A 22,384-nucleotide genomic window follows, 5' to 3' on the forward strand; every position below is an offset into this window, starting at 1 on the left:
CCGCCACCGGTACGACACCCGGGCCGCCCGTCGAGATCATCCGGCGGCCGGGTGGCGCTCAGCCCGCCGTCACGCAGAACTCGTTGCCGTCCGGATCGGCCAGTACGACGACGCCGTCCGCGCCGACCTCGACCCGGGCGGCCCCGAGCGCGACCAGCCGGTCGACCTCCGCCTCCGGGTCACCGTCGGGCGCGAGGTCGAAGCGCTGCCGGTTCCGGCCCTGCTTCGGGGCCACCGGCGGACCACCCCAGGCGACCTTCGTCCCGCCGTGCGGTGACTGGACGGCGGTCTCCTGGTCCTGGTCCCACACCAGTGGCCAGCCCAACGCCTCGCTCCAGAAGAGACCGACCTCCCGGGTGCCGTCGCAGGAGACCTCGCCGAGCAGGCCGCAGCCGGCCAGGAAGCGGTTGCCCGGCGCGATGACGCAGAACTCGTTGCCCTCGGGATCGGCCAGCACGATGTGCCCCTCCTCGGGGCGCTGGCCGACGTCGAGGTGGGTGCCGCCGAGATCCAGCGCGGTCGCCACCTGCCGCTGCTGGTCGTCGGGGTCGGCGCTGGTCAGGTGCAGGTGTAGCCGGTTCGGACCGACCTGCTCCGTCCCGCTCGACACGAACCGCAGGCCGAGCTGGGTGTCCGTGCCGGGCAGCAGGACTCCGCCGCCGACCTCCTCGACGACGTCGCGGCCGAGCAGGCCGGCCCAGAAGCGTGCCGGTCGGATCGGATGGTGCGCATCGAAGGTCACGGTCAGTGGTCGCGAGAGCATCACCGCACCGTAGACACGGCCCGGCGCGACGACAAGGGAATTGCGCCGGGCCGGGCCGGGGCGTCCGGGGCGGGGGGCGGGGTCGATTCAGCGGCGGTGCCAGGAGTGCCAGAGGGCGGCGTAGTCGCCGTCGGCGGCGACCAGGTCGTCGTGCCTGCCGATCTCGGTGATCCGGCCGTCCTCCAGCACCGCCACCCGGTCGGCGTCGTGCGCGGTGTTGAGCCGGTGCGCGATGGCGATGACCGTCCGTCCGGCCAGCACCGCACCGAGCGCCCGTTCGGTACGTCGGGCGGTCGTCGGGTCCAGAGCGGCGGTCGCCTCGTCGAGAACGAGGATGTCGGGGTCGGCGAGGACGAGCCGGGCCAGCGCCAACTGCTGGGCGTCGGCCGGGCCTAGGTCCCGCACCCCGTCGCCGAGCGCGGTGTCGAGACCGTCCGGCAGGTCGGCGTACCAGTCGGCGCCGACCGTGGCGAGCGCGGCCCGCATCCGGGCGTCGGTGACACCCGGCGCGGCGAACGCCAGGTTGTCGCGCAGCGAGCCGATGAAGACGTGGTGTTCCTGGGTGACCAGGGCGATCCGGCGGCGTCGCTCGGCCGGGTCGAGGTCGGTGACCGGGACACCGCCGAGGCTCACCACACCCTGACCGGGCACGTCGATCCCGGCGAGCAGCCGGGCCAGCGTGGACTTGCCCGCCCCGGACGGGCCGACCACGGCCAGTCGTTCGCCCGGGGCGACCGTCAGGTCGATGCCGTGCAGCACCTGTGGGCCGCCGGCATAGCGGAAGGTCACCCCGCGCACCTCCACCGCCCGGCCGGCGGGCACGGCCGACCGGCCGCGCGGCTCGGGTGGCACCTGCCCGACACCGAGCACCCGGGCGAACGAGGCGATGCCGCGCTGTGCCTGCTCCACCCACTGCAAAAGCCGGTCCAGCGGTTCGATCGCCTGTTGCAGGTAGAGCGTGGCGGCGACCACCTCGCCCAGGCTGACCCGTCCCCGGGACAGCAGGACGCCCCCGGTGAGCAGCACGGCCGCGATCGGGAGCGGATAGCTGCCCTCCACCACCGGAAAGACCACCGACCGCAGGGCGAGGGTGGCGCGGCGGGCGGCCCACACCGTGCCGATGCGGGCGGTGCCGTGGGCGACCCGGCCATCGCCCAACCGCAGCGCCTCGACGGTGCGCGCGCCCTCGGCGGTCGTGGTCAGCGCCTCGGTCAGCTCCGCCGTCGCCGCCCCCTCGGTCAGGTAGGCCGGGGTGGCCCGGCGCAGGTACCAGCGCGACGCCGCCCAGATCGACGGGAGTCCGGCGAGCGCGACCAGGCCGAGCAACGGGTCCAGCAGGAACACCGCGCCGAACAGCAGCGTCAGCTGGGTTCCCGCGATGACCAGCACCGGCACCACGTCGCGCAGCATGGTGCCCACCGTGGACACGTCCACCGAGCCCCGGGTGGCCAGGTCACCGGTGCCGGCGTGCTCCACCACGGAGACGGGCAGGCCGAGCAGCCGGGTCACGAAGTCCTCCCGCAGTCGGGCCCCGGCCCGCTCACCGAACCGGTGCCCGGCGTACTGGGCGTAGCGGGCGAGCAACCCCTGGGCCAACACGCAACCGGCGATGGCGAGCGCCAACCGGTCCACCGCGCCGGTGCCGGCGCCGGCGGTGACCTCGTCGACGATCCGGCCGATCAGCCACGGCGCTGCCAGTCCGGTGAGGGCGGAGGCACCGTGCAGCGCCAGCACGCCGACGACCGCCCACCGGTCGCCGGCGAGCACGTCGCGGGCGGCCCGCCGGACCACCGCCGGGCCCGCGACCGGGAGTTTCGTCATCGTACGACCGGCTCGTCGTCGGTCCCGCCGGTGCGGGACACCAGCCGTCGGTATCCCGCGTCGTCGGCCAGCAGCGCGGTGTGCGGGCCGGTGCCGGTGACCCGACCGCCGCACAGGTGGGCGACCGTGTCGGCGTGGCCGAGCAACACCGGCGAGGTGGTCAGCAGGACAGTGGTCCGGCCGGCCCTGGCCTGCCGCAGGCGCTGCGCCACCCGGGCCTCGGTGTGCGCGTCCACCGCCGACGTCGGGTCCACCAGGATCAGCACCTCCGGGTCGGCGACCAGGGCGCGGGCCAGCCGGACCCGTTGCCGCTGACCGCCGGAGAGGGTACGGGCCCGGTCACCGATCGGGGTGTCGAGGCCGTCGGGCAGCCCTTCGGCGACGTCGCGGGCCGACGCCACGTGCAGTGCCGCGTCGATCCGTACGTCGTCGACGGCGTCGTCCGGGCCACGCAGGATCTGTCGCAGCGTGCCGGCGAAGAGGTACCCGTCGTGGTCGGCGACCAGGATCCGGGCCCGTACCTCGTCGAGCCCGACGCTGGTCAGCGGTACTCCGCCCCAGGTGACCGTGCTGGTGACGTAGCGGCCCAGCCGGTCGGCCAGGGCCACCGCGTCGGCCGGGTCGTCGGCGGCGACGCCGACCAGGCGACCCGGGGTGACCGTCAGTCCGCTGTCGGGGTCGTGCAGTTCGGCCGGGCCGTCCGGGGCGGCGCGGGTCGCCGGGCCGCCCACCGGGTCGGGGGTGAGCCGGAGCAGGTCGACGATCCGCCGGGCGGCGACCCGCCCCTGGATCAGCTGGTAGCTGCCCTCCAGCAGGAACCAGACCGGCACCACGAGCACCGCCACGTACCCGTAGACGGCCACCAGTTGCCCGACGGTGATCCCACCCTCGGCGGCCATCCGGGCGGCCAGCCACACCACCGCGGCGAGGAAGACGCCGGGGACGACGATGGTCAGCGCGTCGACCCAGCTGAGTACCGCGCCCACCCGGTACCCCTCGGCCCGCAGTCGCTGCGACCGCGCGGCGTACCGGCGGGCGAACAGGTGCCGACCGCCGACCCCGGCGAGCACCCGCAGACCGGCCACGATGTCGTCGGCCCGGGTGGTCAACTCGCCCTGCTGCTGCCGGTAGACCGACTCGGCCCGCTCCAACCGGCGCAGCAACGGCCCGATGGCCAGCGCGACCGCCGGCACCCCCAGCAGCGTCACCAGCGCCAGCAGCGGGTCGATCGACCAGAGCACCACGGCGGCGACCGCGTACGCCAGCACGGCGCCCACCCCGGGACCGGTGATCGTGAGCACCTGGGAGGTACGCACGATGTCGTACCCGCCGACGGTGGCGACGTCACCGGCGGCGAGCCGGCGGGGCAGCACCGCACCGGTCCGGGCGAGCTGACGCAGCAGCACGGCTGCCGAACGGGCGCTGGCGTCCTCACGGATGAACGTCATGGTCCGGTGCCGCATGACGCCCAGCCAGGCCACCGCCACCCCGGCGGCGACGATCGCGGCGACCCAGCCCAGCAGCGCCCGGGTGTCGCCGGTCCGCAGCCCGTCGTCGACGGCCCGGGCGATCAGGTAGGGCCGCACCGAGAGCCCCACCATCCAGACCGTCCCGAAGAACGCGCCGCGCAGCACCCGCCCCGGTTGGCAGCGGACCAGCCACCAGATGTACCGCAGCGGCCCCGCCGTGTCCGGAGTGCCGGGGTCCGGGTGGGGCAGGTGTGGGGGCACCGCATCAGGCTAGTCACCGACCGCCGCACGTACCGGCCCGTACGGTGTTCCGGCGCGGTGGCGTACGCCTCAGCGGATCGCCCCGGGGGAGACGTTGACGGGGCGGACGGTGAGCGGACAAGCTCCTTGTCTGCGGATCTTCGGCGGCGGGTCACCGGCACCGGTGCGGCGGGGGAGAAATCGATGACGAGGCGAGGATGGCCGCCCGCACGGGCCGGCTGGTCGACCGTGCTCGCCGCGCTCACCGTAGTCCCGGGCCCTGCGCAGGCGGCCTTGCCGGGCCCTGCGCTGGCGGCTGCGGCGACCCCGGTGTGCCAGGTACGCGACGAGCGGTTGACCGAGATCTCCGGGATGGTGGCCACCGACTCCGGTTTCGTGATGGTCAACGACGGCTCCGACGAGGCGTCCCGGCGGCGGATCTTCTTCCTCGACGCCCGCTGCGCGGTGGTGCGTACGGTGGCCTACCCGTCGCGGCCCCGCGACACCGAGGACCTGGTGGTCGGCGCGGACGGGACGATCTGGGTGGCCGACATCGGTGACAACGACCGGACCCGCGCGACGGTGGGGTTGTGGAAGCTGTCCCCCGGGGCCCGCCGGCCGGTGCTGCACCGGTTGACGTACCCCGACGGCGCGCACGACGCGGAGGCGCTGCTGGTCGACGGGGACGGCCGGCCGGTGGTGGTGACCAAGCAGGGCGGAGAGGCAGGTGTGTACGTCCCGACCGGGCCGTTGCGGGCCGGCGTGACGGTGCCGTTGGCGCGTGCGGGGCAGCTGCGGTTGCCGGCCACCACGACCGCGAACCCGTACTCGTTCTTCGGCCGTCGACTGGTCACCGGCGGGGCCACCGCGCCGGACGGCCGGCGGGTGGTGCTGCGCACCTATGCCGACGCGTTCGAGTTCGACGTCACCGACGGCGACGTGGTGGCCGCGCTGACCACCGGTACGCCCCGGGTCGTCGCGCTGCCCGACGAGCCGCAGGGCGAGTCGGTCAGCTACTCCGGGGACGGCCGGTGGCTGCTCACCGTCTCCGAGACCGCCGACCAGCCCCCCGGAACCCGGCCGACGGTCCTGCGCTACGCCCTGCCGGCGGGACCTGCGTCACCGGTGTCCTCCCCGCCCGCCGCATCCCCGCCCGCCGCATCCCCGGACGTGCCCGCACCGGCCGACAGGTCGCCGTCCACCCCGGCGCGGGACGCGGTGGACGCCGCCGACTCCGGTGCCGGTGCCGGTGGCGTCCGGTCGTTGCTGCTCGGGGTCGGGGTGATCGTCGCCGGACTGCTGGTGGCGCTGGTCGGGGCCGGCAGGGCGCGGCGCACCCGCCGCCGATGACGGGACGGGCGACAGCCCGACATCCGGGTGAGGAATGCTGGACCCGTGCAGATCACCATCCTCGGCCCGCTCGCCGTCGACGGGCGGCCGGTCCGGGGCGAACGGCTCGCCGCAGTCGTCCGCGCCCTGGTCGACGCCCGGGGCCGGGCGGTCTCCATCCCGCTGCTCGTGGACGCGGTGTGGGACGGCACCCCGCCCGACGACGCGGCCGGTGCGGTGCAGGCGCTGATGTCCCGGGCCCGCCGGCTCGGGCTGCCGGTGGTAGCTGTGCCGGGGGGTTACCGGCTGCCCCTCGACCAGGTGACCGTCGACTCGGTACGGGCCCGTGCCCTGGTCGAACGGGGGCGTGCCGAGCTGCGTGCCGGTGACGTACCGGCGGCGCGGGGAACCGCCGATGCGGCCCGCGCCCGGTTCCCCGAGGTCCCGGAGCTGGACACCGCCGAGACCACCCGGCTGTTCGCCGACGTCGCCGCACTGCGCGCCGAGGTGGCCCTCGCCGGCGCGGGACCGTACGACGAGGTCGACCTGAGGCGGCTCGTCGCGCGTACCCCGCCCGACGAGCCGTCGGCGGCGCTGCTGGTCCGGGTACTCGCCGCCCAGGGACGCGACGCCGAGGCGCTGGAGGTGGTCGAAGGGCTCCGCGCCGAACTGGCCGACCGGTACGGCGTCGACCCGTCCCCGGTGATCACCCAGGCGCACCTGGCGTTGTTGCGCGGCGAGCTGACCGGCCCGGCCGCCACGACACCGCCGGCCGCTCCGCCCCGGGCCGACCTGCCCGCCGCGTGGCGACGACCGACGACCGCCCTGGTCGGTCGGGAACGGGACGTCGAGACGGTGACGGCGGCGCTCACCGAGGCGGCCCTGGTGACCATCGTGGCGACCGGGGGCGCGGGCAAGACCAGGCTCGCCGCCGAGGTGACCCGTCGGGCGGCGGCGGCCGGACGGCCGGCCCGGGTGATCGAACTCGCCGGCCTGCGCGCACCCGAGGAGGTGCTGCCCACCGTGCTCGCGGCCCTCGGCGGGGCGGACACCACGGCGACCGGCGGCGCGCTGGGCCTGGAACGACGGGTGCTCGACCCGGGGGAGCGACTACGCGCCCTGGCACCGGACCTCGACGGCCTGGTCGTGCTGGACAACTGCGAACACCTCCTGGACACCGTGGCGACCGTCGTCGCGGACCTGGTCGCGGTCGCCCCGACGGAGGTCGCCGTGCTGGCCACCAGCCGGGCCCCGCTGGGCCTGGTCGGCGAACGGGTCCACCGGCTGGCCGTGCTGCCCGACGCCGACGCGCTCGCGCTGATCGAGTCCCGCGCCCGCGCCGGTGGCGCGGTGCCCACCTGGGACACCGACCGGGTGCGGGAGTTGTGCCACCGGCTCGACAACCTGCCGCTGGCCCTCGAACTGGCCGCCGCGCGGTTGCGGCACATGCCGATCGACGACGTGCTCGCCGGGCTGACCGACCGCTTCGCGCTGCTCGACGCCGCACTGCGCGGCCTGCCGGAACGGCACGCGAGCCTGTGGGCGATGGTCGACTGGAGCCGGGAGTTGCTCGCGCCCGCCGACCGGGACCTGCTCCAACGGGTCGCGGTGGTCCCCGCCCCGTTCACCGCCGACCTCGCCGCCGCCGTCGCCGGGTCCGCCGTCGCCGGGTCCGCCGCCGTCCGACGTGGTCTGGCGACACTTGTCGAACAGTCCCTGCTGACCCTGGTCGAGGGGGACGGCCCGCCCCGCTACCGGATGCTGGAGACCGTCCGGGAGTACGGCGAGGCCCGCCTCGACGCGGCCGGTGAACGCGACGTGGCGATGGCCGGCCTGGTCGGCTGGGCCCGGGAGCAGGCGGTCGGGTTCGCCGACCGGTTCATCGGCCCCGGTCAGCTCGACGCGTTCGCCAGCTGCGCCACCGAGCACGACAACCTCGTCGCCGGCCTGCGCTGGGCGCTCGGGCACGACGACGAGCCGGCCGCCGTCGACGTCGCCACCGCGCTGCTCCATCTCTGGGCCGTGCGCGGCCTGCACCTGGAGGTTTCCGGGTGGGCCCGGGGCCTGCTGCACCTCGACGATCCCGACCGGCGGGTCGGCTCGGCGATCCTGTCCGGCCGGGCCAGCGGTCGCCCGTTGCCCGAGGCCGACCGGCTCGCCTGGACCTGCCTGCTGATCGCGGTCAACGCCGGCATCAGCGGCCCGCTCCGGCTCGCCGTGCTCGCCCGGCGGGCCCTGCGCCGGCTCCTGGCGGAGCGGCCCCGGGAGGTCTCCTCCCGGCTGACCGCGCTCGCCTCGGCGTTGGCTGCCTTCGACCAGCTCGATCCGGACCACGTCCTGCCGGGAGCCGCGGTGTTGATCGCCCACCCGGACCCGTACGTGCAGGGGTTCGGCCTGTTCGCCCGGGCGGCGGCCCGGGACAGCGGTGGCCTGCCGGAGGAGTCCGTGGCCGACGCCGAGCAGGCGTACCAGCGGTTCGAGGCGGCCGGCGACCACTGGGGGATGGGGATGGCGGCGCAGGCCGTCGGGCACGCGCTGACCGCGCCCGACGGTGACCGGGCCATCGAGTGGCTGGCCCGCAGCGTGCACCACATGGACCTGATCGGCGCCACCCAGGATTCCCGGTCGATCCGGGTGCTGCTGGACGTGCAGCTCGCCCTGGCCGGAGACCCGGCGGCCGAGCAACGACTGGGGGAGACCGCGACACCGGGCCAGGGCGAGGAGCTGGACACCGCCCAGGCGTGCCTCGGGCTGGCCCAGCTCGCCTGGCGACGCGGCCGGTACGCCGAGGCGCTGGAACACGCCGACGCGGTGACCAGGGCGCTGGCCGGATGGACCGGTTCGCCGCCGCAGCCCCGGGTGGTGCTGCGGGTCGCGGTGGCGGTGTTCCACCTGCGGGTCGCCCAGGTGTGGCCGACCGCCCGGCGTACCGCCGACGTCCGGGCGGTCGGGTTGCTGGCCCAGGCCGGCGTCGAGGCGGTGTCCTCCCGGGACCTGCCGGTGATCGGGACGTGGGCGTTGGGCGGCGCCGAGCTCGCCGCCTGCCGCGACGACGTCGAGACCGCGCGGGAGTTGTTCGTGCTCGGCGTCCGGCTGGGCAGCAACTCGACGACGTTCTTCCCGCCCGGCACCGGCGAACGGCTCACCGCCGCGCTCGGGGACGAGCAGTGGCGGGAACCGTTGCTGGCCGGTTGGCGGGCCCGCCAACCCGGGCTGGCCGCCACCCGCATCCACGAGCTGATGGACGACCTGCTCGGCCTGGTCAGACCTTCCGACGGTACGCCCGCAGCGCCAGTGGCATGAACACCGCCACGAAGCCGGCGCACCAGAGCAGCGTCCACCACACGTGGTTGCCGACCGGGGTGCCGAGGAACAGTCCGCGCATCGCCGTCACCAGGTGGGTCAACGGGTTGACGGCCACCACGGCCTGCATCCAGCCCGGCAGGGTGCCGGCCCCGACGAACACGTTGGACGCGAAGCTCAGCGGCATGATCAGCGCGAACATCAGTCCCTGCACCGCGCCCGGCGTACGCACCTTCATGGACACGAAGACCGGCAGCCAGCTCAGGCAGAGCGCGAACACCACCGCGAGCAGGCAGCCGGCGACCGCCCGCAGCGGGCCGGACTCGACCCGGAAGCCCATCACGTAGCCGATCGCGAGGGTGGACCCGGTGACGATCACGTACCGCACCACGTCGCCCAGCACCGCGCCGACAAGTGGTGCGGAACGGGGGACGGGCAGTGACCGGAACCTGTCGAAGATGCCCTTGGCGATGTCGGCGTTGAGGTTCACCCCGATCGCGATGCAGCCGGTGGCGATGGTCTGCGCCAGGATGCCGGGCAGCAGGAACTGGAGGTAGTCGTGGGTGGAGCCGGCGACCGCGCCACCGAAGACGTACACGAAGATGACCAGGAAGAGCGCCGGTTGCAGGGTGACGTCGATCAGCGCCTCGGGGGTACGCCAGGTCTTGATCAGGCTGCGCTTGGCCAGGGCCAGCGAGTGTCGCAGCAGCCGCAGCGGCCGGGGGTTCGCCGCCACCGTGGACAGCTTCGGGCTGGTCCTCGGCGGGATACCGGTCAGGGTGCTCATGCGGCGACCTCCGTACGGGTGGTGTCGTCGTCGGCCGCGGTGCGGCCGGTGAGGGTGAAGAAGACCTCGTCGAGGCTCGGCAGGTGCAGGGACAGTTCGGTGACCGCGATGCCGGCGGTGGCCAACCGGGCCACGCTCTCGGTCAACGCGGAGTCGTCGGCTACCGGCACCGCGAGCACGCCCCGGCGGATCTCGTCGGCGGGTGCGCCGGAGCCCACCTGGGACAGGATCGCCGCCGTCGGGGCCAGCTGCGCCGGATCGGTCGGCCGGACCTCCAGGGTCTGCCCGCCGACGACCCGCTTGAGCCCGTCCGGGGTGTCGTGCGCGATGACCCGGCCGTGGTCGATCACCGTGATCGCGTCGGCGAGCGCGTCGGCCTCCTCCAGGTACTGGGTGGTGAGCAGCACGGTCGCCCCGTCGGCGACCAGTGAGCGGACCACGTCCCACATGTCCTCGCGCTTGGCCGGGTCGAGGCCGGTCGTCGGCTCGTCCAGGAAGATCACCTCCGGCGAGCCGACCAGGCTGGCGGCCAGGTCCAACCGCCGCCGCATGCCCCCGGAGTAGGTCTTGGCCGGTCGGTGCGCGGCGGCGGTCAGGTCGAACCACTCGAGCAGTTCGGTGGCCCGCCGCCGGGCACCGGCCCGACCGAGCTCCAGCAGGGTGCCGAACAGCTCCAGGTTCTGCCGCCCGGTCAGGTCCTCGTCGACCGAGGCGTACTGGCCGGTGAGGCCGATGGACTGCCGGACCCGTTCGGCCTGGCGTACCACGTCGAGGCCGTGGATCCGGGCGGTGCCGGCATCCGGGGTCAGCAGCGTGGACAGGATGCGTACGGCGGTGGTCTTGCCGGCCCCGTTGGGGCCGAGGACCCCGAGCACCGTCCCCCGGGGTACGGCGAGGTCCACCCCTCGCAGCGCCCGGGTGCGCCCGAAGGTCTTGACCAGACCCTCGGCCTCGATCATCAGCTCAGTTGTCATGCCGGGAAGCGTGCGCCGGCCGGCTGACACCACGCCGACACGCGGCCGACACCGGCTGACATCCCGGTGTCGGGGCGATCCCGGTGTCGGGACGGTCAGCAGCGGCTGATCGTCGAGGCGCGCACCACCGCCGGGCGATGTCAGGGGAGGGTGGGCCAGCCGTCGATGACCGTGGCGACGTCCAGCGGATCCCCCGGGTCCGGAGCGGGGCGGGGCGGGGGCGCCGGTGTCCGCCCGAACCGGGGTGCCGGCGCCGGCTGGACCTCGCCCCCCACCCGTACGAACGTGCCCCGGGCGGCGTTGTGCGGGTGGCGGTGCGCCTCGGTGGGGGCGAGCACCGGTGCGACACACGCGTCGAGGTCGGCGAAGACCGCCGTCCACTCGTCGCGGGTGCGCGCGGCGAACCGGGCGGTGAACCGGCGGCGCAGCTCCGGCCAGCCGCCCGGGTCGTACTGGGCGGGCAGCTCCGGGTCGTCGGCCAGACCCAGCCCGGCCAGCAGCGCGGCGTAGAACGCCGGCTCCAGCGCGCCCACCGCCACGAACCGGTCGTCGGCGGTGCGGTAGGTGTCGTAGAACGGGGCACCACCGTCGAGCAGGTTGCCGCCGCGCGGCGCGGACCACCGGCCGGCGGCGATCATCCCGTGCAGGAACGCGGTGAGCAGCGCCGACCCGTCGACCATCGCGGCGTCGACCACCTGGCCGAGGCCGGAGCGTTCCCGTTCCAGCAGCGCGGCCAGCACGCCGGTGACGAGCAGCATCCCGCCCCCGGCGAAGTCGCCGAGCAGGTTCAGCGGGGCGTGCGGGCGTTCGCCGGGGCGGCCCAGCGGCTCCAGCGCACCGGCCACCGCGATGTAGTCGATGTCGTGCCCGGCGCGGGCGGCCAGCGGGCCGTCCTGGCCCCAGCCGGTCAGCCGGGCGTACACCAGTCGGGGGTTGCGCTCCCGGCAGGCCTGCGGGCCGAAGCCGAGCCGCTCGGCCACCCCCGGCCGGTACGCCTCGACCAGCACGTCGGCTCGCTCGACCAGACGCAACAGGTCGGCCACCCCGGCGGGGGACTTCAGGTCCAGCGCGGTGACCCGCCGGCCCCGGTGCAGCGGCCCGGTCGTCGGGGCGGCCAGCCGTCCCGGGCCGGGGCCGTCCGGCCGGTCGACCCGCACCACGTCGGCGCCGAGGTCGGCCAGCACCAGGCAGCCGAACGGCGCCGGTGCCAGACTGGCCAGCTCCACCACCCGTACCCCGGCCAGCGGCCCGGTGCCGGGGGGTTCGCGGTCAGAGGGCACGGGCGATCAGCTCCTTCATGATCTCGTTGGTGCCGCCGTAGATCTTCTGCACCCGGGCGTCGGCGTACATCCGGGCGATCGGGTACTCGGTGGTGTACCCGTAACCGCCGAACAGCTGCAGGCAGCGGTCGACGATCTCGCACTGCCCCTCGGTGAGCCAGGCCTTCGCCATCGCCGCGGTGGCCACGCCCAGCTCGCCCCGGTCGTGCCGACTGATGCAGTCGTCCAGGAAGACCCGGCTGACCCGGGTCCGGGTGGCACACTCGGCCAGCACCATCCGGGTGTTCTGGTGGTCGATCAGCGGCTTGCCGAAGGCGGTGCGTTCCTTGACGTACGCCGTGGTCAGCTCCACCGCCCGCTGCATCGCCGCGACCGCGCCGACGCCGATGACCAGGCGTTCCTGGGGCAGCTGCCGCATCATCTGGGCGAAGCCGAGACCCTCGGCCCCGCCGAGCAGGTTCGTCGCCGGCACCCGCAGGCCGTCGAAGAACAGCTCGGCGGTGTCGTTGCCGTGCAGCCCGATCTTGGACAGCAGCCGGCCCCGCCGGAAGCCGTCCGGGCCGCCGCCCACCTCGCAGACCAGCAGGGAGATGCCGGCGGCCCGCTGCTGCGGGTCGGTCTTGACGGCCACGACGACCAGGTCGGCGAGGCCACCGTTGCTGATGAAGGTCTTGGCCCCGGTGACCAGGTAGTCGTCGCCGTCGCGGACCGCCCGGGTCCGGATCGCCTGGAGGTCGGAGCCACCGTCGGGCTCGGTCATCGCGATCGCCCCGATCAGCTCGCCGCGGCACAGCCCGGGCAACCAGCGCCGTTTCTGTTCCGCGCTGCCGTAGGCGACCAGGTAGCCGGTGACGATGCCGCTGTGCACGCCGAGGCCGAGGGTGCTCTCCCCGACGTGTGCCTGCTCGTGCAGCAGGACCGCCTCGTGGCTGAAGCCGCCGCCTCCGCCGCCGTACTCCTCGGGGACGGAGAGGCCGAGCAGGCCCAGCTCGCCCGCGCGGCGGTAGTGGTCGCGGTCCGGGTGGCCCTGCGCCAGCAACCGTTCGGTGTGCGGCAGCACCTCGCTGGTGAAGAAGTCGCGGGCCAACTCGGCGAGGTCGTGGTGCTCGGGCGCGCACCACGGCGAGGTGTAGTCGGCGAGTCCAGGCGTCGGCATGGATACACCCTCAGGCCGTGTTGGCGATGTGTCAACAAGGCGTGATCGTCGACCGGCGTCGGACCCGGCCCGGCTTCACCCTCGACACCGCGACCGCCCGGCTGGCGGGACCGGCCGCCGACCCGAGGTGAGCCCCGTTCACCGGCCGATAGGGTTCGGCGGGTGAGTCTCGACACGGAATTCCGGCGACGACGCCTGGAACCCGACGCCCGGCGGGGGCAGATCCTCGCCTGCGCGGTCCGGCTCTTCGGTGCGCGCCCCTACCCGGACGTGTCGACCACCGACATCGCCCGCGCGGCCGGGGTGGCCCGGGGCCTGGTCAACCACTACTTCGGCACCAAGAAGCAGCTCTACCTGGAGGTCGTCCGGGTGATGGTGACCGTCCCCGAGGTGGCCGTCGCGCGGCTGCCCGCCGGTGACCTGCGGACCCGGGTCGACGCCAGCGTCACCTGGTTCCTCGACGTGGTCTCCCGGCACCGCACCTCCTGGCTGGCCGCGGTGACCGCCGGGGGGATGGGCCACGACCCCGACGTCGCCCTGGTCCTGACGGAGGCCGAGGAGGTCGCGGCCGACAGTGTGCTCGTCGCCGTGGGGTTGGCCGACGTGACCGCCCATCGCGCGGAGCTGCGCGGCATGATCCGGGCGTACGGCGGGCTGGCCACCTCGACCGCCCGGGAGTGGCTCCAGCGGGGCACCCTGGACCGGGCCCAGGTGCACCTGCTGTTGACCGCCACCCTGCTGACCATCGTGGAGCAGGTCTTCCCCGCCATCGCCGGCCGTCACCCCGCCCCGGGCCGGCCACCTTCGGCCTGACCGTCCACCTGGTCACCGCGCGGCGACGTCGCGTGCCTGCGGCGGTGTGGTCGCCGCATCGGTGCAGCTCGACGCGGGCCGGCGGGGAACCCGGGCGCGATCCCCACCGGGCCCGGGTGCGCCCGGCCGGGACCGCCCCGGCCGGGCGGCTCAGCCCGGGGCGGGCGTGGTGGGCCGCTGCACGGCCATCGGCACGGTGTCGAGCCGGGCCCAGTCCTGACTGATCGCGGCGGCGGTCCGCAGCAGGCGCGGCAGGTGCTCGTCGGTGAGCCGCTCCAGCGAGGTCTCCGCGGCGTGCACGGTGACGTTGAGGGCGGCCACCACCCGGCCTGGACGCCGGTTTCGACCTGGCCTTCAGCAACGAGCTGCGGATCGACCACAGCATCACCTGTCCGATCATCACCCTGCGGCCCGAGGCGGACCTGCCGATCGTGCCGATCTACACCAACATCTTCGCCCCGCCGCTGCCGCAGCCGAAGCGGTTCGTGCAGCTCGGCGCGGCGATCCGGGAGATCGTCGAGAGCTGGCCCAGCCACCTGCGGGTGGCCGTGATCGGCACCGGCCACCTGTCGCTGGAGCTGGGCGGGCCCCGCCAGTTCGGCCCGCAGGGCCCCGACCCGGAGTTCGACCGCCGGGCGGTGGAGTGGATCGCCAACGGCGACCTGGACGGCTGCCTGTCCGAGGTGACCCTGGACAGCCTGCACGCACCCGGCAACGCCACCCACGGGTTCATGGACTTCATGCTGATGATGGGGGTGGCCGGCGCGGGCGCCAAGGCCGACCACGTGGACACCCTGGACCTGTTCCACACCATGGAGGCGTACTTCACCTGGTACCCGAACGGAGCGCCGGCATGAGCCGCTACCTGGTCGACAAGTTCCTCTACACAGTCGACCGCGACCCGGAGCTGGTCGAGCGCTACCGCACCGACCCGCGCGCCACGGTGACCTGGTGGGAGGCCGAACGCGCCAACGCCGTGCTGAACTGCCACACCGGTGAGGCGAGCACCTGGCTGCGCTTCACCGACGAGGAACGCGACGCGCTTGTCGCCCACGACCACGTCCGGCTCTTCGCCCTCGGCGCCCACCCGTTCCTGACGTTGACCCTGTTCATCGCCATGTTCGAGCGGGACCACACCGAGCCGATGGCCTACCAGAAGGAGTACGGCCTGCGGCTGGCCCACTTCTCGCTGCCCTACCCGGACATCGCCACCTGATGGCCGCCGCACCCGACACCGGGCCGGCCGCCGGGGAACCCGCCGCCGCGCTGATGCCCGCCGTCGTCGTCACCGGTCACGGCGCGCCGCCCGTCGTGGTCGAGCGCCCCCGCCCGGTCCCGGCCGAGGGCGAGGTGCGGGTACGGGTCACCGCCGCGCCGCTGACCCCGCTGGACCTGCTCTGCGCCTCGGGCACCTCCTACCTGGGCGCCCCGGCGCTGCCGTACGTCCCCGGGGTGCAGGGTGTGGGCACCCTGGACGACGGCACCCCGGTCTGGTTCCCGACCCGGGCGGGCCTGGCCCCCGGCGACGGCAGCCTGGCCGGGTACGCGGTGGTGCCCGCAGCCGATCCGGTGCCCCTGCCCGACGGCGTGGACCACCGCCTGGTGGCGGCCCTCGGGCTCTCGGCGGTCGCCGCCTGGGCGGCGCTGACCCTGCGGGGTGGCCTGCGTCCCGGGGAGGTGGTGCTGGTACTGGCGGCCGGTGGCACCGTCGGCCAGGCGGCGGTGCAGCTCGCCCGGCTCGCCGGGGCGGGACGGGTGGTCGCGGCCTGCCGGTCCGACGCCGCCGTCTACTCCGCCCGCCGCTCGGGCGCGGACGCGGTGGTCCGGCTCACCGCCGCCGACGAGCCGGAGACCCTCGCCCGGCGTTTCCGGCACGCCGCCGACGGCCCGGTCGACCTGGTGCTGGACCCTCTGTTCGGGGTGCCGGCGGCAGCGGCCCTGCGCGCCCTGGCCCCGGGTGGCCGGTTGGTCAACCTCGGTGGATCGGCGGCACCGACCGCCACGATCGACTCGGCGACCCTGCGCGGTGGGTCGTTGCGCATCCTGGGCTACACCAACAGCGAGTTGACCGCCGCCGAACGCGCGACGGCGATCGCCGTGGTGGCCGGGCACGCCGCCGCCGGCCGGTTGACCGTCACCCACCAGGTACGACCGCTGGCCGAGGCGGCGGCGGCCTGGGCCGACCAGCGCGCCGGCACCACCGCCGGCCGCATCGTGCTGGTGCCACCACCGTACTGATCCGCCCGCGCGCCCGCCCGGGCCGGCCGCGGTTCCCGTCGGCGGCTGACCGATTTCTGACCGAGGGCTGCTGTCGGCTTGCCCGTCGGCGCGAAGATGAGACGGTGCTCGATCTTCCCCCGCAGGTCGCCTTTTTCGTCGTCGACGCCGCCCGGACGGCCGTGACCCGGCAGGCCCCCGAGGAACTGGAGGTCTTCGACGCGGTCGCTGCCGACTGGCGGGCCGGCACCGCCCCTCCCGCCCGCCCGTCGGGGGCACCAGGCAGCGCGGTCGGGTTCGGCATCGACATCTCCCTGGTAAGCGAGCTGTTCCTCCAGGCGGTGGCTGCCGCCACCAGCGAGGTGCTCGTCCTCGGGGCGACCGGTATCGGGGCGGGGATCCGGGCCGGTTGGCGACGTCACCGCCGACCGGCCGACCCGGCGTCGCTCACCGCGTCACCGCCGACCCCACCCTCCGGCGACCAGGACGCCACGTCGTCCGCCGGGCGGGGGGTCGCCGCCACGTCGGCCCTTCCGCGCACCGGGGCGCCGGGACCGGAGGGGCGACTGGAGCTGACCGCCGAGCAGGCGGCCCGGTTGCACGAGGCGTGCCGGCGGCACGCGCTCGCGCTGGGTCTGTCTCCGGAGGCGGCCGACCTGCTCGCCGACGCCACCATCGGCGCGGCGGTCGTCCCGGACGACCGATGACCGACCCGGCCGACACCCGCCGACCCGACCCGGCCGGGACGACCGCAACCGTCCACGCCGCTGCACCCGTTGCGGGATCCACCGGCGGCGGGTCGGCGCCGGTCGACCCCGATGGCACCGGACCGGCCGACCCGCTTTCCGGGGACTTCGATGCCGCACCGGACCGGTTGGGCTGGTGGTACCTGCTCGTGGTGGCGGCCCTCGTTGCGGTCGGGGTCGGCGCGGGAGACCTGTACTTCCTCGCCGACCGGTTGCTCAGCCTGCCCTGGGTGGTGGCCTTCGGCGACTGCGAGCGGGCGTCCGGGGCGACCGCCACGAATCCGGTGCCGCCGGGGTTCACCGACTGCCTGGCCGCACCCGCCCGAGAGCGGGCACTGGTGCTGCTCGTCGCGGTCGTCATCGTGCTGGCCTGCGCGGTGGTGCTGCTGGTGGCGGTGCCGGCGGTGGACCTGTGGCGACTTCGCCGTCACCGCAACCGCTTCACCGTCGGCGCAGCGGTGCAGCGGTTCACCGCGCTCTGCGCCGCCGAGGGGCTGACCGGCCGGGACCGGCCGCGCCTGTTGATCGCCGGTCCACCGGTCCGGCAGGCATTCACCGTCGGGCTCGTCGGCCGGCGACCGGTCGTGGTGCTCCCGGTCGGGCTCGCCGTGGCGTACCGGGACCCTCGACGGTTCGACCCGGTGGTGCGGCACGAGCTGGCCCACGTGCGGGCCCGGGACGTGACCTGGGTGGCCGCCGTCCGTGCCCTGGTCTGGCTGCCGCTGCCAGCGGTCGCCGTCGGCGGCCTGCTGGAGGTCGGCGCATTCGGACCGAATGCGATCGTCGCCGGTGCGTTCCTGCGGGCCGGACTACTGGCCGGCCTGGTCGCCGTGCTGGCGGCGGCACTGCTGCGGGCGCGCGAACGGGCGGCGGACCGGCATGCGGCACGACGTGACGCGGGGGGACTGAGCGCCCTGTTGCGGTCGGGCGTCGGCGGCAACCCGCCGGCCCGGCGGGTGCCGTCCCTGCTGCGGGGAGTCTTCGCCAGGCATCCGACAGCCGAGGAACGGATCAGGTCGCTGCGGGAGCCGGCGAGTCGGCGGGCCGGTGAGCTGACCCAGGGGGTGGCGGTCGGCGTGGTGACGGTGGCGACCATGGCCGCCGCCCACGAACTCGTCATGAACGGGCACTACCCGGCGCTGGGCTGGCTGCCCCGGCTGGTCGACGTCTGGGTGGGCGCGGTGCTGATCGTCGGCGGGCTGCTGCCGTCGCTGCTGCGCCGGGCGGCCACGGCCCACCGGTCCGGGGTGGCGGTCGGCTGGTGGCGACCGGTCACCGGCACGGGCATCGGCCTGTTCGGGGCCACCCTCGGCACCACCTGGCTGCCGTCGCCCGGCGGTACGGACCTCTTCCTCGACCAGGGGCCGGCCGCGAGCCTGGTCTTCGCCGTGGTGACCGCGGCGCTCGGCGCGGGCGCGGTCGGGTTCTGCGTACTCGTCGCGACGGCCCTGGCCGACCGGGCCCCACCTTGTACCCGATGGTGGTTCGCCGGGCACGTGACCGCCCTGGGTGTCACGGTCGCGGTGCTGTGGCCGGTGCCGGGACTCCCGCCGGTGTGGCACGATCCCGGCCTGGTGCGGAGCTGGCTGGCCTACGAACTGCCCGCCACCGGCTGGCTGCTGCCCGCCCTCGGACTGCCGGCGTTGCTCGCCCTGCGCGCCCTGGCCGTCGCCGGACACGGTGGGCGCGACGTCCGCGCCCTGGCCCGCCGGGTGGTCCGCTCGACGCGGGCCCGGGTGGTCGCGGTCGCCGTGCTGGTCTGCGCCGGTGGTGCGGTCGGGCAGCTCCGGCTCGCACCACCCGGCACCCTCGACGAGGCGGTGGGTGACGCGCAGGCCCGGTGGCTGCTCACCGCACTCGCCGGTGGCATCGTCCTGCTGGCGACCGCGACCGGATCGAAGCCTGCGACCGCGCCCGGGTCTGCACCTGCGACCGAGTTCGCGACCGCGAACCGGTCCGGACCTGCGACCGGATCCGACCCCGGCTCGACCGCTGAGGGTCGGTCGGTGTCCCGGGCACGGTCGGATCGGCTCGGCCGGGCGTTGCTCGCCGCGGTGGCGACGACCCTGGGGTCCGCGCTGGTGCAGTACCTGGATGCGGTGCTGGCCGGACGGTCCGCCGACGGGTCGGCGTTCCGGCTGACCGTGGGCAACCCGCTGGTCGGGTTGCTGTACCTGACCGCCCTCGGTGTGCCGGTCCTGCTGCTGCCCCGGGTGCGCCGGGCCGGTCGCCGCCGGTGGGCGTTGCCGGCCCGGCTGGTGCTGCCGGCGGTGGTGCTGGCCATGCTGACGCTGACCATGCTGGTGCTCGGGCCGGGGGTGCCCGGCACCCGGGTCCCGCTGCCCACGGTCGGCCCACCGTCCGTCCCCCGGTCCATCCCGGCCGCACCGGTGCCGCCGACCGTGGCAGCGTCCGGCCGGCCGTCCGACGCTGGCCCGACGGTGTCCGGCCCGCTGCCCGTCGCGGGACGACGGCTCACCGCCGCCGAGGCGCGGACTGCTGCCCGTGCGGCCCGGTCGGCGCTGCCGGCGTCCTGGGTGTCCCGACCGGTCACCCCCGCCGGCGACGATCGGGTCGAGCCCGCCGCGTGTGCCCCTCTGGCCGGGGACCGGTACCTCGACCAGCTCCGGCCGGGGGAGCGGGCCCGTGCCGAGACCAGGTACGCGACCCCGCCCGGCCGGATCGGTGTCGCCTCGACCACGGTGGCGGTCGGCGTCACCTCCTACGCCGAGCCGGTCTCCGGGGCTGTGTTCGCCGCCGCCGAGACCGCCCGGGCCGCCTGTCACCGGTTCACCGGCGGCGGAGTGCGGTTCTCCGTCGGGGGGCGGCCCGCCCCGGCGCTGGGCGAGCAGTCCTGGCGGGTCGACTACGCCCTGGCTGTCGGCAGCGGCCGGAGCCGGATCACCGGCGCGACCGCTTTCGTCCTGGTGCGGGTGGGGCACAACCTGGTCACCGTGTCCGTGGTCGCGGTGGTGGAGCCACTGGACGAGCGGCTGCTCACCGACGTGGCGACCACCGTGGTCGATGCCCTCGACCGTCCCTGACCGGCAGCCCGCCGGACCGGCCACCCGGCCGGTCGGTCGGTGCCCCGCCACCTGCCGCAGCACCGCTCCCGACCGCCACGAGCGCACCCGGGGGCGGTGGGCGATCGCCGGGGGAGGAGGACCCGACGGGCCGGGTCCGGTTGCCGACAGCCGTGCTGGCCGACCGGGGGATGCGTCCGGGGCCGACCGACTGGTGGTCTGATCACCGACTCCGATGCGCTCGGAGGACCGATCGCGGCCGGTCCGCTGCCGCACGTCACCCGCCGGGATGGTGCCATGCGCCTGCACGTCCGCCGGTCGCCCGGCCGGGCGCGTCCCCGCACGGCCCCGTGGCGCGGGATCGGCCCGTTCCTCGCCCTGGCGCTGGTGGCCGTCTCGACCGCCGCGTTCAACCAGGGCGCGCTGAAGAGCCCCACCGTCGCGGACTACCTGCGGCGGTCCTCGATCGCTGGCCGCGACCTGCGGGTGGGCGTGTTCGCCGACCAACCGCTGCTGAGCACACCCGTCGGCGACAACCGGTTCACCGGTTTCGAGGCCAGCCTGGCCACCTTCCTGGCCCGGTCGATCGGGGTGACCCCCGACTTCGTGCCGCTGGAGCCGACGGAACGGCTGGCCGCGTTGACCTCGGGTCGGGTCGACGTCGTCCTCGCCGGCCTGGCGATCACCGCGGAGCGGCAACGGGTCGTCGAGTTCGCCGGCCCCTACCTGGTCGGCCACACCAAGGTGGCGACCCGTACCACCTGGCCGCCCCGGTCCGGACCGGGGCGGCTGTGCGTGGTGTCGGGGTCAACAGCCGAGGCCGAGGCCGCCCGGCTGGAGCACCGGATCCTCCTTGCCCCGGATCTGCAGCGCTGCCTCGCCGCCGTGCGCGTCGGCCGGGCCGACGCGGTCGCCGGTGACGAGATCCTGCTGCGTGGCCTGGTCTGGGCCGCGGACCCGGGGTGGAAGCTGGTCCCGTTCGACGGCACCCCGATCACGCAGATGTACGGCATCGGGGTGGCCCGTGGCGATCCCGCGCTGAAGGCCCTGGTCGACTCGTTCCTGGTGGCCAGCCTGCGGAAGAAGACGTCCGGGGCCTGGCAGGTGGCGATGGACGCCACCCTGCGCCAGGCGGGCTACACCGCTGCGCAGCCGTACGTGACGGGTCGGCTGCTGCGCGGCGCGAGCGACGGGCAGAACGGCACCGGAGGGGTCGTCGGCCTGCCTGCGGCGGTACCGCCCGTCGTGGCGGGGCCGTCCCGCCGGAGCCGGACGGTGGCGCATCGCCGACGTCGCCGGAGGTCGGGGCGGGTGGTCACCCGTCGACCGGTCGCCCTCGGGCGCGCCCCGGCGGGTGAGCCGGCGTCGAACGGGGCCGCTCCCGCAGCGTCCACACCGGGGGCGTGGTCGCTGCTTGTCGGTGTGCCGGTCGCGGTGTCCGCGCTGTATCTGTGGATCCAGTCCGGCGGTGACCGTCAGTTCACCCTGATGCTGGCCCAGAGCATCAACCCGATCACCTTCCTCGCCACGGTCAGCCTCTCCGTCGTGTGGGTCTTCCCCGCCGTACCCGCCCTGGTCTTCGCCATCGGCGCGGTGGTGCTCGGCGCGGCGGTCGACGACGCCGACCGGCAGCGGCTGCGTGCCCGGTACCCGGTGGCCCGCTGGACGGACCGGGCACCGGGTTGGGTGGTCTGGGGCAGTATCCTGGCCGCCGCCGCCAGCACCCCGCTGGTGTTCGCCCCGGCCTGGGCATTGGCGCTGTGTGTCGTCGGTCGACCGGGGCCCGGCGGGCGGGCCGGTGGACCTCGGCCGGGACGCGCCGTGGCCGTGGCGGGCCTGCTGCTGCTCTGCGCCACGATCGCCGGTGCGGCGTTCGCCAGGGGCGAGGTGGTGCTCGCCCTGATCGCCGGTTGGCCGGTCGCGCTGCTGCTCACCGGTGCCGACGCGCCGCTGCGTCCCGGCCAGGTGACCGCCTTCGTCCAGGCCGCCGCCGTGCTGACCGCGGTACTCGTGTCGGGTGTGCTGCACGCGGTGGTGACCACGCCGATCCTGCCGTCCACCGCGATCCAGGTGGCCGTTCCGACGGTGGCGAAGCCCACCCCCACCCCGTCCGGGTCGCCGGCCGCCGACCCGGACACCGCGGCGGTGGCCGATCCGCCGACACGCCAGTTGCGCGGGTACGTCGTGTCGGTCGACGACGAGTCGACCACGCTGCTGTCCGACCTGGGCGGGGTGGAGATCGTCGCCAACGACGAGATCAGGTCCCGGGTGTCCTGCCCCAGCCTGATCGACCTGCCGGGCGACTCGGTCGAGGTGTTCGGACTGCCGCTGCGGGAGTCACTGCTCAAGGCGCTGGCCCGCAAGCAACGGCCGACGACCGTGCAGGACCCGCGCTGTCTGCTGCGCGCCGACGGCTAGGCGCGGTACGCGGCGACGGCTGTTCACGGCGGTTCGGCTGTTCAC

17 protein-coding genes are annotated in these 22,384 nt (G+C 75.2%); 9 read left to right on the forward strand and 8 right to left on the reverse strand.

Features of this window, described 5'->3' with window-relative positions:
• Positions 1-58: 58 nt before the first annotated feature.
• The 3 genes from OHQ87_RS09215 to OHQ87_RS09225 all read right to left on the reverse strand — a co-directional run bounded on the left by OHQ87_RS09215 (position 59) and on the right by OHQ87_RS09225 (position 4,314).
• Positions 59-763 (reverse strand): VOC family protein, encoded by a 705-nt coding sequence (locus OHQ87_RS09215; protein ID WP_328346866.1) that lies wholly within the window; start codon positions 761-763, stop codon positions 59-61.
• 87 nt (positions 764-850) lie between these two features.
• Positions 851-2,584, reverse strand: coding sequence for an ABC transporter ATP-binding protein (locus tag OHQ87_RS09220; RefSeq protein ID WP_328346868.1), 1,734 nt, complete (start codon positions 2,582-2,584; stop codon positions 851-853).
• The gene (locus tag OHQ87_RS09225) at positions 2,581-4,314 is read right to left on the reverse strand and encodes an ABC transporter ATP-binding protein (protein ID WP_442930722.1); all 1,734 of its coding nucleotides are present in this window, start codon (positions 4,312-4,314) and stop codon (positions 2,581-2,583) included. The genes OHQ87_RS09220 and OHQ87_RS09225 overlap by 4 nt, the downstream gene beginning before the upstream one ends.
• Positions 4,315-4,497: 183 nt before the next feature.
• Here OHQ87_RS09225 and OHQ87_RS09230 point away from each other — a divergent pair, with 183 nt between their 5' ends.
• Together OHQ87_RS09230 and OHQ87_RS09235 are read left to right on the forward strand one after the other, a co-directional pair.
• Positions 4,498-5,643 carry a hypothetical protein gene (locus tag OHQ87_RS09230; protein WP_328346870.1) on the forward strand — a complete coding sequence of 382 codons (1,146 nt, stop codon included), beginning with the start codon at positions 4,498-4,500 and terminating at the stop codon, positions 5,641-5,643.
• 45 nt (positions 5,644-5,688) lie between these two features.
• Positions 5,689-8,925: a BTAD domain-containing putative transcriptional regulator gene (locus OHQ87_RS09235; RefSeq protein ID WP_328346872.1), complete on the forward strand. Its 3,237-nt coding sequence runs from the start codon at positions 5,689-5,691 to the stop codon at positions 8,923-8,925.
• Here OHQ87_RS09235 and OHQ87_RS09240 read toward each other — a convergent pair.
• The 4 genes from OHQ87_RS09240 to OHQ87_RS09255 all read right to left on the reverse strand — a co-directional run bounded on the left by OHQ87_RS09240 (position 8,885) and on the right by OHQ87_RS09255 (position 13,122).
• On the reverse strand, positions 8,885-9,712 hold the full coding sequence (locus OHQ87_RS09240; protein WP_328346874.1) for an ABC transporter permease: 828 nt from the start codon (positions 9,710-9,712) through the stop codon (positions 8,885-8,887). The genes OHQ87_RS09235 and OHQ87_RS09240 overlap by 41 nt on opposite strands.
• A complete protein-coding gene (locus OHQ87_RS09245) occupies positions 9,709-10,686 on the reverse strand; it encodes an ATP-binding cassette domain-containing protein (RefSeq protein WP_328346877.1) in 978 nt (325 codons plus the stop codon). Before OHQ87_RS09245 ends, OHQ87_RS09240 begins: the two co-directional genes overlap by 4 nt.
• Positions 10,687-10,826: 140 nt before the next feature.
• Positions 10,827-11,966 (reverse strand): CaiB/BaiF CoA transferase family protein, encoded by a 1,140-nt coding sequence (locus OHQ87_RS09250; protein ID WP_328346879.1) that lies wholly within the window; start codon positions 11,964-11,966, stop codon positions 10,827-10,829.
• Positions 11,956-13,122, reverse strand: coding sequence for an acyl-CoA dehydrogenase family protein (locus tag OHQ87_RS09255; RefSeq protein WP_328346881.1), 1,167 nt, complete (start codon positions 13,120-13,122; stop codon positions 11,956-11,958). The genes OHQ87_RS09250 and OHQ87_RS09255 overlap by 11 nt, the downstream gene beginning before the upstream one ends.
• 162 nt (positions 13,123-13,284) lie before the next feature.
• Between OHQ87_RS09255 and OHQ87_RS09260 the strand changes: the two genes are divergently transcribed.
• Entirely contained in the window at positions 13,285-13,935 is a 651-nt protein-coding gene (locus OHQ87_RS09260; protein WP_328346883.1) for a TetR/AcrR family transcriptional regulator, read from the forward strand.
• A gap of 150 nt (positions 13,936-14,085) precedes the next feature.
• Here the strand turns inward: OHQ87_RS09260 and OHQ87_RS09265 are convergent, their stop codons facing one another.
• Positions 14,086-14,256: a hypothetical protein gene (locus OHQ87_RS09265; RefSeq protein WP_328346885.1), complete on the reverse strand. Its 171-nt coding sequence runs from the start codon at positions 14,254-14,256 to the stop codon at positions 14,086-14,088.
• Positions 14,257-14,282: 26 nt separating this feature from the next.
• On the opposite strand from OHQ87_RS09265, the gene OHQ87_RS09270 reads away from it, so the two are divergent.
• From OHQ87_RS09270 to OHQ87_RS09295, 6 genes are all read left to right on the forward strand, one after another.
• Entirely contained in the window at positions 14,283-14,792 is a 510-nt protein-coding gene (locus OHQ87_RS09270; protein WP_328348785.1) for a hypothetical protein, read from the forward strand.
• The gene (locus tag OHQ87_RS09275; RefSeq protein WP_328346887.1) at positions 14,789-15,151 is read left to right on the forward strand and encodes a hypothetical protein; all 363 of its coding nucleotides are present in this window, start codon (positions 14,789-14,791) and stop codon (positions 15,149-15,151) included. The genes OHQ87_RS09270 and OHQ87_RS09275 overlap by 4 nt, the downstream gene beginning before the upstream one ends.
• Positions 15,151-16,173, forward strand: a complete 1,023-nt coding sequence (locus tag OHQ87_RS09280) for a quinone oxidoreductase family protein (RefSeq protein WP_328346889.1) — start codon at positions 15,151-15,153, stop codon at positions 16,171-16,173. Before OHQ87_RS09275 ends, OHQ87_RS09280 begins: the two co-directional genes overlap by 1 nt.
• Positions 16,174-16,277: 104 nt before the next feature.
• Positions 16,278-16,859, forward strand: coding sequence for a hypothetical protein (locus OHQ87_RS09285; protein WP_328346891.1), 582 nt, complete (start codon positions 16,278-16,280; stop codon positions 16,857-16,859).
• Complete coding sequence (locus OHQ87_RS09290; RefSeq protein WP_328346894.1) at positions 16,856-19,942, forward strand: M48 family metalloprotease; 3,087 nt, start codon at positions 16,856-16,858, stop codon at positions 19,940-19,942. The genes OHQ87_RS09285 and OHQ87_RS09290 overlap by 4 nt, the downstream gene beginning before the upstream one ends.
• Before the next feature lie 276 nt (positions 19,943-20,218).
• Positions 20,219-22,339 (forward strand): transporter substrate-binding domain-containing protein, encoded by a 2,121-nt coding sequence (locus tag OHQ87_RS09295; protein ID WP_328346896.1) that lies wholly within the window; start codon positions 20,219-20,221, stop codon positions 22,337-22,339.
• The last annotated feature ends 45 nt before the right edge of the window (positions 22,340-22,384 follow it).

Origin of the sequence: Micromonospora sp. NBC_00421 (assembly GCF_036017915.1) — a bacterium.
Taxonomy (GTDB): Bacteria; Actinomycetota; Actinomycetes; order Mycobacteriales; family Micromonosporaceae; genus Micromonospora.

Coding starts and splice junctions, on each gene's coding strand:
- OHQ87_RS09275 (WP_328346887.1), top strand. CDS start 14,789: ATGAGCCGCTACCTGGTCGACAAGTTCCTCTACACAGTCGACCGCGAC.
- OHQ87_RS09295 (WP_328346896.1), top strand. CDS start 20,219: ATGCGCCTGCACGTCCGCCGGTCGCCCGGCCGGGCGCGTCCCCGCACG.
- OHQ87_RS09215 (WP_328346866.1), bottom strand. CDS start 763: ATGCTCTCGCGACCACTGACCGTGACCTTCGATGCGCACCATCCGATC.
- OHQ87_RS09220 (WP_328346868.1), bottom strand. CDS start 2,584: ATGACGAAACTCCCGGTCGCGGGCCCGGCGGTGGTCCGGCGGGCCGCC.
- OHQ87_RS09230 (WP_328346870.1), top strand. CDS start 4,498: ATGACGAGGCGAGGATGGCCGCCCGCACGGGCCGGCTGGTCGACCGTG.
- OHQ87_RS09245 (WP_328346877.1), bottom strand. CDS start 10,686: ATGACAACTGAGCTGATGATCGAGGCCGAGGGTCTGGTCAAGACCTTC.
- OHQ87_RS09240 (WP_328346874.1), bottom strand. CDS start 9,712: ATGAGCACCCTGACCGGTATCCCGCCGAGGACCAGCCCGAAGCTGTCC.
- OHQ87_RS09280 (WP_328346889.1), top strand. CDS start 15,151: ATGGCCGCCGCACCCGACACCGGGCCGGCCGCCGGGGAACCCGCCGCC.
- OHQ87_RS09290 (WP_328346894.1), top strand. CDS start 16,856: ATGACCGACCCGGCCGACACCCGCCGACCCGACCCGGCCGGGACGACC.
- OHQ87_RS09255 (WP_328346881.1), bottom strand. CDS start 13,122: ATGCCGACGCCTGGACTCGCCGACTACACCTCGCCGTGGTGCGCGCCC.